Origin of the sequence: Pseudomonas sp. UBA4194 (genome assembly GCF_002379585.1) — a bacterium.
GTDB lineage: Bacteria > Pseudomonadota > Gammaproteobacteria > Pseudomonadales > Pseudomonadaceae > Aquipseudomonas.
This window is the reverse complement of the sequence record NZ_DFUE01000059.1, coordinates 19,831-32,417: the sequence shown is the minus strand read 5'-3', so window position 1 is coordinate 32,417 and position 12,587 is coordinate 19,831. Positions and strand designations below refer to the sequence as shown.

At 57.9% G+C, this 12,587-nt stretch carries 14 protein-coding genes, 1 tRNA gene and 2 pseudogenes; 4 read left to right on the top strand and 13 right to left on the bottom strand.

The features are described from left to right. Nucleotides 1-26: 26 nt before the first annotated feature. A pseudogene (locus B3397_RS15305) lies at nucleotides 27-671 on the bottom strand (cation:dicarboxylate symporter family transporter); the annotation flags it as partial. Between the two features lie 11 nt (nucleotides 672-682). Here B3397_RS15305 and B3397_RS15300 point away from each other — a divergent pair. After that, nucleotides 683-961, top strand: a complete 279-nt coding sequence (locus B3397_RS15300; protein ID WP_296251570.1) for a hypothetical protein — start codon at nucleotides 683-685, stop codon at nucleotides 959-961. A 152-nt stretch (nucleotides 962-1,113) separates the two neighbouring features. Continuing rightward, entirely contained in the window at nucleotides 1,114-1,701 is a 588-nt protein-coding gene (locus tag B3397_RS15295) for a LysE family translocator (RefSeq protein WP_296251568.1), read from the top strand. On the opposite strand, the gene B3397_RS15290 is transcribed toward B3397_RS15295, so the two are convergent. Then, nucleotides 1,652-2,503 carry an AraC family transcriptional regulator gene (locus B3397_RS15290; RefSeq protein ID WP_296251567.1) on the bottom strand — a complete coding sequence of 284 codons (852 nt, stop codon included), beginning with the start codon at nucleotides 2,501-2,503 and terminating at the stop codon, nucleotides 1,652-1,654. The two genes, B3397_RS15295 and B3397_RS15290, sit on opposite strands and share 50 nt — an antisense overlap. 147 nt (nucleotides 2,504-2,650) lie before the next feature. Here B3397_RS15290 and B3397_RS15285 point away from each other — a divergent pair, with 147 nt between their 5' ends. Beyond that, on the top strand, nucleotides 2,651-2,875 hold the full coding sequence (locus tag B3397_RS15285) for a YgdI/YgdR family lipoprotein (protein WP_296251566.1): 225 nt from the start codon (nucleotides 2,651-2,653) through the stop codon (nucleotides 2,873-2,875). Here the strand turns inward: B3397_RS15285 and B3397_RS15280 are convergent. Beyond that, a pseudogene (locus tag B3397_RS15280) lies at nucleotides 2,853-3,284 on the bottom strand (EamA family transporter); the annotation flags it as partial. The gene B3397_RS15285 and the pseudogene B3397_RS15280 overlap by 23 nt on opposite strands. A 9-nt stretch (nucleotides 3,285-3,293) precedes the next feature. Further along, a complete protein-coding gene (locus tag B3397_RS15275) occupies nucleotides 3,294-3,854 on the bottom strand; it encodes a hypothetical protein (protein WP_240050136.1) in 561 nt (186 codons plus the stop codon). A gap of 147 nt (nucleotides 3,855-4,001) precedes the next feature. Between B3397_RS15275 and B3397_RS15270 the strand changes: the two genes are divergently transcribed. Continuing rightward, the gene (locus B3397_RS15270; protein WP_296251563.1) at nucleotides 4,002-4,322 is read left to right on the top strand and encodes an Lrp/AsnC family transcriptional regulator; all 321 of its coding nucleotides are present in this window, start codon (nucleotides 4,002-4,004) and stop codon (nucleotides 4,320-4,322) included. A gap of 517 nt (nucleotides 4,323-4,839) precedes the next feature. Here B3397_RS15270 and B3397_RS15265 read toward each other — a convergent pair. From B3397_RS15265 to thrS, 9 genes are all read right to left on the bottom strand, one after another. Beyond that, nucleotides 4,840-4,916: transfer RNA gene (locus tag B3397_RS15265), tRNA-Pro, on the bottom strand. A gap of 87 nt (nucleotides 4,917-5,003) precedes the next feature. Beyond that, entirely contained in the window at nucleotides 5,004-5,360 is a 357-nt protein-coding gene (locus B3397_RS15260) for a MerR family transcriptional regulator (RefSeq protein ID WP_043188397.1), read from the bottom strand. Further along, nucleotides 5,341-5,643, bottom strand: coding sequence for an integration host factor subunit alpha (gene ihfA, locus B3397_RS15255; protein WP_002553164.1), 303 nt, complete (start codon nucleotides 5,641-5,643; stop codon nucleotides 5,341-5,343). Before ihfA ends, B3397_RS15260 begins: the two co-directional genes overlap by 20 nt. 3 nt (nucleotides 5,644-5,646) lie before the next feature. Further along, on the bottom strand, nucleotides 5,647-8,025 hold the full coding sequence (gene pheT / locus B3397_RS15250) for a phenylalanine--tRNA ligase subunit beta (protein ID WP_296251553.1): 2,379 nt from the start codon (nucleotides 8,023-8,025) through the stop codon (nucleotides 5,647-5,649). A 27-nt stretch (nucleotides 8,026-8,052) separates the two neighbouring features. Further along, nucleotides 8,053-9,069 (bottom strand): phenylalanine--tRNA ligase subunit alpha, encoded by a 1,017-nt coding sequence (gene pheS / locus B3397_RS15245; RefSeq protein ID WP_296251551.1) that lies wholly within the window; start codon nucleotides 9,067-9,069, stop codon nucleotides 8,053-8,055. Between the two features lie 109 nt (nucleotides 9,070-9,178). Beyond that, a complete protein-coding gene (gene rplT, locus B3397_RS15240) occupies nucleotides 9,179-9,535 on the bottom strand; it encodes a 50S ribosomal protein L20 (RefSeq protein ID WP_296251549.1) in 357 nt (118 codons plus the stop codon). Between the two features lie 27 nt (nucleotides 9,536-9,562). Continuing rightward, nucleotides 9,563-9,757, bottom strand: coding sequence for a 50S ribosomal protein L35 (gene rpmI / locus B3397_RS15235; protein WP_002553160.1), 195 nt, complete (start codon nucleotides 9,755-9,757; stop codon nucleotides 9,563-9,565). A 60-nt stretch (nucleotides 9,758-9,817) separates the two neighbouring features. Beyond that, nucleotides 9,818-10,369 (bottom strand): translation initiation factor IF-3, encoded by a 552-nt coding sequence (infC, locus tag B3397_RS15230; RefSeq protein ID WP_296251578.1) that lies wholly within the window; start codon nucleotides 10,367-10,369, stop codon nucleotides 9,818-9,820. Continuing rightward, complete coding sequence (gene thrS, locus B3397_RS15225) at nucleotides 10,369-12,291, bottom strand: threonine--tRNA ligase (protein ID WP_296251547.1); 1,923 nt, start codon at nucleotides 12,289-12,291, stop codon at nucleotides 10,369-10,371. Before thrS ends, infC begins: the two co-directional genes overlap by 1 nt. Nucleotides 12,292-12,587 lie beyond the last annotated feature (296 nt).

Here is a 12,587-nt window from a genome sequence, read left to right as displayed (position 1 = left end):
TGAACAGTCGCTGCCCACGTTAAAACCTAGCCTAGTTCGCGTTTGAGTTGCTCACGATCCAATGCTCCATCCCAGCGCGCGATGAACAGCGTGGCTACACTATTGCCGATGACGTTGATCAACGCTCCGCCCTCGGAGATGAAGCGGTAGACGCCCAGCACCAACACCAGACCGGCTGCGGGGATGACACCTACTGACCCCAGCGTCGCTGCCAGGGTGATGAAGGCGCCGCCTGTCACGCTGGCTGCACCCTTGGAGGTCAGCAATAGCACCAACAGCAGCGTGATCTGATGGTAGATCGAGACATCGATGTCCAGCGCCTGAGCGATGAAGATCGCCAGCACCGTCATGTTGATGCAGCTACCGTCCAGGTTGAAGCAGTATCCCGAAGGCACTACGAGACCTACGGTGGACTTCTCACAACCAAGCTTCTCCAGCTTGCCCATCAGCCTGGGCAACGCCGACTCCGAAGATGAAGTACCCAGTACCAGCACCAGTTCCTCCCGAATGTACTTGAGGAACTTCCACAGACTGAAACCGGCAAGACGAGCGACCAGCTTCAACACGACGAAAACGAATACCAGGCCCGTCAGGTAGTAGCACACCAGCAAATGCCCATAGGCACCCAGCGACTGCACGCCGTATTTACCGATGGTGAACGCCATGCCCCCGTCGTGAACTGGTGGGCGCAACAGGCGCAAAGATCACCGACCCCCGACAAGCCCACATCTCGGTTCGAGCCAACATTCTGAGCGCGGACATCGGCACCAAGCGAAAAGCCCGCAAGATTACCCAAGCTGAAGCCGACCAATTGATCGAACGCGTTGCGGCCATCCGTCGTCAAACCGACCAATTTGTACAGCAGCAGGGCTTCTTGAGCGCTGCAGAAAACGCCAGTTTCGATCGAGAGTTCGAAAGCATCGCCCTACAGCTTTGCAAATCGGAAAATCCGATCAAATGAAGTGGGTTTCCCTCTCAGGATGAGATGCGTCCAATTCACAACCCAGCAAATCAACCGTTCACACCCCACCCCCCCAAGGGCGATTTCCTTCAATACGGGCCCAGCAATGATCTTTACCGTCAGTGCTCCGTTACCCGTAGTGAAGGTGCCTGATGAGTATCGTCGTTTCCATGGCCGTTTTTGCGCTGGCCTCCTCCATTAGCCCCGGCCCGGTCAACCTTGTCTCCCTGAGCTGTGGCGCACGCCACGGCGTGCGGGCCGCCATGCCCCATGTCACGGGAGCGACCCTGGGGTTCATCCTTCTGCTGTTGCTCATGGGCCTGGGACTGCACGAAGTGCTGAACCGCTGGCCATGGCTGACACAGGTCATTCGCATCGCTGGCGTGATCTTTCTGCTGTACCTGGCCTACAGGCTGGCAACCAGTGATGGCCGAGTGGACTCCGTGCAGGCGCAAGCGCGCCCTTCTGCCCTCACAGGCGCGCTGATGCAATGGCTCAATCCGAAGGCCTGGCTTGCGTGCCTTGCGGGCATGGGCGCGTTCGTCGCCGATGGCGATGTGCAGATGGTGTGGGTCTTCGCGCTGATCTATCTGGTGGTCTGCTGGCTATCCCTGGCCAGCTGGGCCTGGGCCGGTGCTTCGTTGCGAGAGTATTTGAACAGCAGCACCGGAATGCGCGGCTTCAATCGGGTCATGGCCGCGCTGCTCGGGGGGTGCGCCGTGTACCTGCTGCTTGAGTAGGCACGCCGCGATATTGCCCGGGCGTGGTCGCCAGGGCGCGCTTGAACAAGCGCTGCAAGTGCGCCTGATCCGCGAAGCCCACGCGCGCGGCGACCTGAGCAATGCCTTCCCCCTGACGCAAGTGGTCGCGGGCCAGCTTGAGGCGACAGTCGATCAGGTAACCATGAGGCGTGAGCCTATGGCACGCTTTGAAGGCACGGATCAGGTAAGAAGGCGAAAGCTGTACGGCTGCCGCGATGTCCTCCAGACGCAACTCACTGGCGCAATGCTCGCGGATGAATGCCGCCGCCTGGGCCATTTTGTCCGGCTCAGTTCTGGCGTCATCACTGGCGGGCTGCAGCCGTGCTACCAGTCGCTGGAAAAAAACCAATGCTGCATCCTGCATGGTGTCTGGCGGGCAGTCGTCGGCGGTAAGCGTGTGGTACAGATCGTCCAAATCTTCGAACAGGCTGACGTCGGCGCTATAGGTCTGCGCAAAAGGCACGAAGCCTTTTTGTGTACCAGAACGTTGTTGCTGTTGCAGCGCCGCAAGCCACTGGGCATCCACGTAGAACATGCGGTATGCCCAGGGCTGTTCATGAACGGGGTTGCAGGCATGCACTGCACCGGGGTTCATGAGTACTACACTTCCGGCGCCGATCAAACGGCTACTGTCGCCATTGAGGTAAGTACTTTGCCCCTGCGTGATAGCGCCAATCGAAAACGTCGAATGTGAATGGCGCGCGTGGCTGAAACGGCGACCGTCTTCGACGTTGCGGATTTCCAGATGCGGAACCGCAGGATGCCGCCAGTAGTGAGACATGGGTCCTCCAGTCAAGCGACGTGAATGTATCCGATTGCTATGCACGGACCATCGACGAGCTGGCCACTCTGGAACTCGGACAAGGCATCAGTATCGAAGTCTGTGTTTACGCAGATAACGTCGGACATCCAGAACAAGGTCAACTTCATGAAACTGAAAACTTTCTACTATGGGGCTGCGTTTCTGTGCGCCGCCACGTTGGCCGGTTGCTCCACCAACACGGTCGTCACGTTGCAGGATGGGACACAGTACATCACCAAGGATGTACCTGACACTAAAACGAAAGATGGCTTCTATGAATTCGAAGATGTTTCGGGCAAGCAGGTAAGGATCAAGGCGGATGAAGTCGCTACCGTGAAGCAAGAGGATTGATCCGGCCGTAACGCCTGGCGCCGGCGACACACAGGATCACCGCAATGGTGACGCCGAACATGCCCAGGCTAATCTGTTCGTGCAGCAGTGCGGCGGCCAGCGCCAGGCCAAAGAACGGTTGCAGCAACTGAAGCTGCCCGACCGCTGCGATGCCGCCCTGCACCAAGCCGCGATACCAGAACACGAAGCCGATCAGCATGCTGAACAGCGACACGTACGCCAGGCTCAACCAGGCCGATGTGCTTATGCGCGAAAACGACACGGGCGCCAACCACGCGGTCAAAGGCATCACGACCGGCAGCGACAATACCAGCGCCCAGCAGATCACCTGCCAACCACCCAATGCTTTGGAAATCTTTGCCCCTTCGGCATAGCCGAGGCCGCAGGCCAGCCTATGAAGTAACGATATCGATTGCGTTCAGTTCTTCAGCGAGATCTGCTTGGCATCGATATTCAATTCGCTCATACGTTTGAGCAGCGCTGTAATGTTCGCCCGAGCGGAGCCTTCGTTGGCCAGGCGTAAACGCTTGATACCGATCAGAGAGTCACCCATGCCCGCTGTGAATGGTGTCCGGATGATCTCGCGCCAGAGGACATTGCTGGTACGCGACTCGACCAAGGTATATTCAACCTCACTCGTCACTTCGAAACTGAACCCGATGATAGGCTGATCCACGCGCAGCAGATTGGCGCGCAGCAGATAAGGCGCCGATACATCGCCCAACAGATTGGCATTGGCCAAAGACTGCTTGAGTGCGGCGCCGAAGTCCGACCCTTCGATTTCCGACGTCCATAGCGGATTGGTCTTATCTCCGCCATTCACCTCGGAGACTTGAACATTGTGTTGCAGGCTCGAATTGTGACCGGCTGCCATGGCCTGATCGGCTGCGACCGACATTCCAGATATTTGAGCGGGCGATGCACAGCCAGCACAAAGCGCGATGAGTGCTGACGCGAGAAGCAAGCGAAGAGAAGTCATCCAGCAAATCCTTTTGATTAGTTCGAGGGGCGCGGATCATAGCGGAATGACAATCCTTTGACGAGTTGCAGACCTGCTCAATTTGTTTCGTATCAGCCAGAGTTGGCGCGGAACAACGGTAAGCTCGCCGCGAGCCGTGAGGTACGCTTGTTGATATCGCGTCGGATATGCATTCTGTCTCCCGAGCTGACAGGTGTCAGCACGACTGTCATCGTCAACGTTTCGGTCGAGAACGAGGCCGTTGAACAACTGGACGAAATACGTGAGAGGTTCTTGCGCTGCCCTCAGGTTCAGCAGTGCTACTACGTCACTGGCGATATCGACTTCATCTTGATCATGGCTGTCAAGGATATGAAAGAGTACGAGAAACTGACCCGGGAGCTGTTTTTCGAGGGTGGCAATGTCCGGCGCTTCAGGACTTTTGTGACGATGGATCGCGTAAAGGTTTCACTGCACCTGACACTGTGAGGCATGGCTAATCCGCGGAGTCGGTCAGGCACGACAGCACACGATGCACTTTCGCCATGCCACCAGAGCTAGCGTAAACGTTGAAGGAAACTGGCGTTCGTAATTGCGCTCAACATATTGCTCGCAGATAAGCCAAGGCAGACGACCGTCGCCGGAGCAAATCGAAACAGCCTGTTGCTGTTAGCGCGAGCCCATTCAAGAACCAAATCAATACTTAATACCAATACCCTGGGACCGACACAAACAGGGGTTGCCCGCAGACTAGGCGTATCAATACAAATGGCGAGCAGCCACGCGAAAGGTTGCAGCCCGATTGCGACGAAAAGTGTTTGCTGACGACACGAGGCGCTTGGGCAGGCCAGGCCGTTATCGCTGAGCCATGTATAGCACTACGGCGAGCCCAAAGAAGGTCTATACCCATGTGCCCTATATGTGGTCTATCCGCTACAAAATTTAAGGGCACAAAAAAGCCAACTTCAAGAGTTGGCTTAAGTGTCTGATTTTACTCAGGAATAAATGGTCGGGACGGAGTGATTCGAACACTCGACCCCTTGCACCCCATGCAAGTGCGCTACCGGGCTGCGCTACGCCCCGACCGAGCGTAAAGCTGTTCCAGAACCTCTGAGAACGTCGAGAAATATACCTTAAGCTTTTGAATTATGGAAGTATTTTTTCCAAAATTTATTTCTTGAGGACACTCAGCACGTCTTCCAGCTCAGAGATTGTCTGGCGGATCAGTTGCTTGTACTGCGTTGTATCATCCTTGGCTTCATCACCGGACAGGCGCAGACGCGCACCGCCGATGGTAAAACCCTGGTCATAGAGCAAGGCGCGGATCTGGCGGATCATCAGCACGTCCTGGCGCTGATAGTACCGACGGTTACCGCGACGCTTGACCGGGTTGAGCTGAGGGAATTCCTGTTCCCAGTACCGCAGCACATGAGGCTTGACCGCGCACAAGTCGCTGACTTCACCGATGGTGAAGTAGCGCTTGCCAGGAATTGGCGGAAGCTCGTCGTTATGACTTGGTTCCAGCATAGGCCTCAACTCGGGCTTTCAGTTTCTGCCCTGGACGAAAGGTGACCACGCGGCGAGCCGTGATCGGGATTTCTTCACCGGTTTTCGGATTGCGGCCAGGCCGCTGGCGTTTGTCCCGAAGGTCGAAATTGCCGAAACCCGACAATTTGACCTGCTCGTTGTCTTCAAGAGCGTGCCTGATCTCTTCGAAAAACAGTTCGACCAATTCCTTGGCCTCCCGTTTGTTCAGGCCCAGCTCTTCATAAAGACGTTCCGCCATTTCAGCTTTCGTCAGAGCCCCCATGCGCTACTTCCTTAACGTGGCGTTCAACCTTTGTTCGAGCGAGGTGAGGATGGCTTGCGTCGTGGTATTCACCTCATCGTCATTAAGAGTGCGCGATGGATGCTGCCAGGTCAAGCCAACTGCAAGGCTTTTTCTATGCGGATCAATGCCTTTACCCTGGTAGACGTCAAATAGCCTGAGGTCCGTGAGCCATTCCCCTGCATTTTCACGGATTACCGCCATGACCGAGCTCGAAGCTACATCACGATCCGCCAGCAAGGCCAGGTCACGACGCACTTCCGGGAAGCGCGACAGCTCCTGGAATTTCGGCAGACGACCTTCGGACACTTCAGCCAGGATCAACTCGAACACGAACACCGGACGGTCCAGACCCAGAGATTTTACCAACTCCGGGTGCAGTGCGCCGAGGTAGCCCACTTCCTTGCCATCGCGCTCGATGCGAGCAGTCTGGCCAGGATGCAGCGCCGGATGCTTGCCTGGTACGAACGTAAAGGCATCCAAGGCACCGGCAAAACCCAGCACGGCTTCGACGTCAGCCTTCACGTCGAAAAAGTCCACGGTGTCGCGACCCTGCGCCCAGCCTTCCGGCAGGCGGCTGCCGCAGACCACACCGGCTAGCATCGGCTCTTGCTGCAAGCCCTCGAGCTGACCGACGAAGCGCAGGCCGCTTTCGAACAAGCGCACGCGGTCTTGCTGGCGGTTGAGGTTGTGCTGCAGCGCCTTGACCAGGCCCGGCCAGAGCGATGAACGCATGGCAGCCATGTCGGCCGAGATCGGATTGGCCAACATCAGTGGCTCGACGCCAGGGCTGAACAGTTCGAACAACTTGGGATCGATGAAGCTGTAGGTGATCGCTTCCTGATAGCCACGGGCAACCAGCAGACGACGCAGCGCTGGCAAGTCTGAACGCGCTTCGGGATTGGCCTGTGGCGCCAGGCGCGCCTGCGGGTAACGAACCGGCAGGCGATTGTAACCATACAAACGAGCCAGTTCTTCGATCAGATCGACTTCCAGGCTGATATCGAAGCGGTGGCTTGGCACTGCGACCGACCACTGCCCTTCCCCACTGGCACTGACCTTCAGACCAAGACCGGTCAACAGGCCTTCGATCTCGCCAGCGGCTAATTCAAGGCCCAACATCTGGCTGACCCGCTCGGCACGCAGGGTGATGGGAGCAATCTGCGGCAGGTGCTGCTGGTTGACGCTTTCGATGATCGGACCTGGCTCGCCGCCGGCGATTTCCAGCAGCAACGCGGTGGCGCGCTCCATGGCCTCGCGGGCCAGGTTCGAATCCACGCCACGTTCGAAGCGGTGCGAGGCGTCGGTGTGCAGCCCGTAAGAGCGTGCCTTGCCGGCAACCGAGATCGGCTCGAAGAAAGCGGCTTCCAGAAATACGTCCTGGGTCTTGGCGGTCACGCCGCTGTTTTCACCGCCCATGACGCCAGCGATGCCCAACAGGCGCGAATGGTCAGCGATCACCAGGGTGTCGCCGCGCAGCGTCATTTCCTGTCCGTCGAGCAGAGTGATCTTCTCGCCCTCTTCAGCCATGCGCACACGAATGCCGCCATTGATCTCGGCGAGATCGTAGGCGTGCATCGGCTGACCCAGTTCGATCATCACGTAGTTGGTGATGTCGACGGCGGCGTCGATGCTGCGCACCTCGCTGCGCCGCAGGCGCTCGACCATCCACAACGGCGTTGGCCTGGACAGATCGACGTTGCGCACCACACGCCCGAGGAAACGCGGACACGCCGCAGGGGCCAGCACTTCGATCGGACGTACTTCGTCGTTGACCGGTGCTACGGCCGACACGGTCGGGCGTACCACGGGCGCGGCATACAGCGCACCGACTTCACGGGCCAGGCCGGCCAGGGACAGGCAGTCACCGCGGTTCGGCGTCAGATCGACTTCGATGCTTGCATCGTCGAGTTCCAGGTAGGCACGGAAATCCTGGCCCGTCGGCGCATCGGCCGGCAGCTCCATCAAACCGTCATTGCCTTCGCCAACCTGCAATTCGGACTGCGAGCACAACATCCCGTTAGATTCGACGCCCCGCAGCTTGGCCTTCTTGATCTTGAAGTCGCCTGGCAGTTCGGCACCGATCTTGGCAAAGGGGATTTTCAGGCCCGGGCGCACATTCGGCGCACCGCAGACGACCTGAAAAGTCTCGTTGCCATCACTGACCTGACATACCCGCAGCTTGTCGGCATCGGGATGCTGTTCGGTGGCTAGCACTTCACCTACCACGACACCGCTGAATACACCGGCAGCCGGGGTGACGCTGTCCACTTCGAGGCCCGCCATCGACAGGCGTGCCACCAATTCATCGCGGGAGACTTGCGGGCTTACCCAGCCGCGCAGCCATTGTTCACTGAATTTCATCCTGCTCTCCTGAAAGATTCGTTACGGCTAGCGAAATTGCGCGAGGAACCGCAAGTCGTTGTCGAAGAACAGGCGCAAGTCATTGACGCCGTAACGCAGCATGGCCAGACGTTCTGCGCCCATGCCGAAAGCAAAACCCTGGAACTCTTCGGGGTCGATACCCGACATGCGCAGCACGTTGGGGTGCACCATGCCGCAGCCAAGCACTTCCAGCCAGCCGGTCTGCTTACAGACCCGGCAGCCCTTGCCGCTGCACATCACGCATTGAATATCGACTTCTGCCGAAGGCTCGGTGAAGGGGAAGAACGAAGGACGGAAACGTACCGCCAGCTCCTTTTCGAAGAACACCCGCAGGAATTCCTCGATGGTGCCTTTCAGATCCGCGAAATTGATATCGCGATCGATCAGCAACCCCTCGACCTGATGGAACATCGGCGAGTGGGTGATATCCGAGTCGCAACGATACACGCGGCCCGGGCATACGACCCGAATCGGCGGCTTCTGCGACTCCATGGTCCGCGCCTGCACCGGAGAGGTGTGGGTACGGAGCAACATGTTGGCATTGAAATAGAAGGTGTCATGCATCGCACGGGCCGGGTGATGGCCTGGGATGTTGAGTGCTTCGAAGTTGTGGTAGTCGTCTTCAACTTCAGGGCCTTCGGCAATGCCGTAGCCGATGTGAGTGAAGAACTGCTCGATCCGCTCAAGCGTGCGCGTCACCGGATGCAGACCACCGGTGGTCTGACCGCGACCCGGCAAGGTGACGTCGATCTGCTCGGCGGCCAGCTTGGCGCTCAGTTCGGCTTCTTCGAAAGCTGCCTTGCGCGCGTTGAGGACCTCTGTGACACGCTCCTTGGCATCGTTGATCAGCGCGCCGACTTTCGGCCGCTCATCAGCAGGCAGGTTGCCCAGGGTCTTCATCACCTGGGTCAGCTCGCCTTTCTTGCCAAGGAATTGAACCCGGATCTGCTCCAGGGCATTGATGTCTTCAGCGTGTTGCACGGCCTCCAAGGCTTGGGAGACCAGCGCATCCAGGTTTTCCATGTACAGACTCCAGATACGAAATAGGGGAAGAGCTTGAAGGCTCTTCCCCTATTCATGACGTTTTACACCCCGGGCCGCCGGCGGCGGCCAAAGGTGATTGTCGGGGTACTTAGGCCAGCGAGGCTTTAGCTTTCTCGACAATCGCAGCAAACGCCGCTTTTTCGTTCACTGCCAGATCAGCCAGAACCTTACGGTCGATCTCGATGGCCGCTTTTTTCAGGCCGGCGATGAAACGGCTGTAGGACAGACCGTTAACACGAGCACCAGCGTTGATACGGGCGATCCACAGAGCGCGGAACTGACGTTTTTTCTGACGACGGTCGCGGTAGGCGTATTGGCCTGCCTTGATTACCGCTTGCTTGGCAACACGGAATACGCGCGAACGAGCGCCGTAGTAGCCTTTAGCAAGTTTCAGAATTTTTTTGTGACGCTTACGGGCAATGACGCCACGCTTTACACGAGCCATGAGTTAGTCCTCTATCTTTGACCGAAATTAACGAAGGCGCAGCATGCGCTCGACTTTTGCCACGTCAGACGGGTGCAGCAAGCTGCTACCGCGCAGTTGACGCTTACGCTTGGTCGACATTTTGGTCAGGATGTGGCTCTTGAAAGCGTGCTTGTGCTTGATGCCGTTGGCGGTTTTCAGAAACCGCTTCGCTGCACCACTTTTGGTCTTCATCTTTGGCATGTTCGGGTACTCCACATTCAATTGATAAACATAACCGCAAGGCCTGCCGTGCCCTGGTGGTTACTTCTTTTTCTTGGGGGCGATGACCATGATCAGCTGGCGTCCTTCCATCTTTGGATGCTGTTCGACGGAACCGTATTCGAGCAGGTCACCCTCAACCCGCTTCAACAGCTCCATACCCAGCTCCTGATGCGCCATCTCACGGCCGCGGAATCGCAAGGATACCTTGGCCCTGTCCCCATCACTCAGGAAACGTACCAGGTTGCGGAGTTTGACCTGGTAATCCCCTTCTTCCGTCCCTGGACGAAACTTGATTTCTTTGACCTGAACCTGTTTCTGGTTCTTCTTCGCCGCAGCCACCTGCTTCTTCTTCTCGAAGATCGACTTGCCGTAGTCCATCACCCGGCATACGGGCGGGACGGCGTCGGCGGAGATTTCCACCAGGTCCAGCTTCGCTTCTTCAGCGATACGAAGCGCTTCATCGATAGAGACGATGCCAATCTGCTCGCCGTCAGCGCCAATTAACCGAACCTCGCGTGCCGAGATATTCTCGTTGATCGGGGCCTTCGGTGCAGCTCGTTTATCTTGTCTCATTTCACGCTTAATAATAATTACTCCGAATCTGGGCGACCACGCCGGGAAACCGCTTGTGCGAGAAACTCAGTGAATTGAGCGACAGGCATCGAGCCCAGGTCTGCCCCTTCACGGGTACGCACAGCGACAGTTTGCGTTTCAACTTCCTTGTCCCCGATGACCAGGAGATAAGGAACCTTGAGCAAAGTATGCTCACGGATTTTAAAGCCGATCTTTTCATTTCTCAAGTCGGACTTGGCACGAAACCCGCTTTCCGTCAGATTTTTTTCCACTTGCTGGACAAAATCCGCTTGTTTATCAGTGATGTTCATGATCACTGCCTGGGTTGGCGCGAGCCAAGCCGGGAACGCACCTTCATAGTGCTCGATCAGGATACCGACGAAACGTTCGAACGAACCCAGAATGGCACGGTGCAGCATCACAGGATGCTTGCGGCCGTTGTCTTCGGACACGTATTCGGCGCCCAGACGGATCGGCAGGTTGAAATCGAGCTGCAGGGTACCACACTGCCACACCCGACCCAGACAATCCTTGAGCGAGAATTCTATCTTCGGCCCGTAGAAGGCGCCTTCACCTGGCTGCAGGTCGTATGGCAGGCCGGCCGCATCCAGCGCGGCGGCCAGAGCCGATTCGGCGCGATCCCACAATTCGTCGGAACCCACACGCTTTTCTGGACGGGTGGACAGCTTGAGCTGAATGTCCTTGAAGCCGAAGTCGGCGTACACGTCCATGGTCAGCTTGATGAAAGCGGCCGATTCGGACTGCATCTGCTCTTCGGTACAGAAGATGTGCGCGTCGTCTTGCACGAAGCCGCGCACGCGCATGATGCCGTGCAGTGCCCCCGAAGGCTCGTTGCGGTGGCAGGCGCCGAACTCGGCCAGGCGCATCGGCAGCTCGCGGTAGCTCTTCAGGCCCTGGTTGAACACCTGCACGTGGCACGGGCAGTTCATGGGCTTGATGGCGTAGTCGCGGTTTTCCGACTCGGTGGTGAACATGTTCTCGGCATAGTTCGCCCAGTGCCCGGATTTCTCCCACAGGCTGCGATCGACGACCTGGGGTGTCTTGATTTCCAGGTAGCCGTTCTCGCGCTGGATCTTGCGCATGTACTGTTCGAGCACCTGGTACAAGGTCCAGCCATTGGGATGCCAGAACACCATCCCCGGCGCTTCTTCCTGCAGGTGGAAAAGGCCCAGGCGCTTGCCGATCTTGCGATGGTCGCGCTTCTCGGCTTCTTCGATACGCTTGACGTACGCCGCCAGCTGCTTCTTGTCGGCCCAGGCGGTGCCGTAGATGCGCTGCAACTGCTCGTTCTTGGCATCGCCACGCCAGTAGGCTCCCGACAGCTTGGTCAGCTTGAACGACTTCAGGAAACGGGTATTGGGCACATGCGGACCACGGCACATGTCGACGTATTCTTCGTGGTAGTACAGGCCCATGGCCTGCTCGTCCGGCATGTCTTCGACCAGGCGCAGCTTGTAGTCTTCGCCACGGGTCTTGAACACCTCGATGACTTCGGCGCGCGGCGTGACCTTCTTGATCACGTCGTATTCGGTATCGATCAGCTGCTGCATGCGCTGCTCGATCGCGGCCATGTCATCGGGCGTGAAAGGACGCTCGTAGGCGATGTCGTAGTAGAAGCCTTCTTCGATGACCGGACCGATCACCATGCGCGCAGTAGGGTACAACTGCTTGACCGCATGACCGACCAGGTGGGCGCAGGAGTGGCGAATGATCTCCAGCCCCTCTTCGTCCTTGGGCGTGATGATCTGCAGGGTGGCGTCGCCAGTGATCAGGTCACAGGCATCGACCAATTGACCGTTGACCTTGCCGGCCACGGTGGCCTTGGCCAGGCCGGCGCCGATGGACGCGGCAACATCGGCCACGGAAACCGCATGATCGAACGAACGCTGACTGCCGTCGGGAAGAGTAATGGTGGGCATGGCGCCTCCTCTCCTAGTGGTGACCCCTACCAAAGGTCACGTGGGTTGGGATGAGCCAGTACGCGATTCGCCCGGTATGCCTGCCTTACATTGGCGGGAGCCTTGCGGCCGACCGGAGTGCGAACCAGAGTGACTGGAGCAAACGAAAAAGTGAATCCCGACGCCAGCGTCTACTGCGCTGCGCGGGGCCGAGCATCCTAGCACAGAAGCCGAGCCGATTTGGTGCAGGCCGAAGGCAAAATGCACAGCGAGACCATCACCGCTGAACTTGCGCCAGTCTTGACCCCTCAGATAGG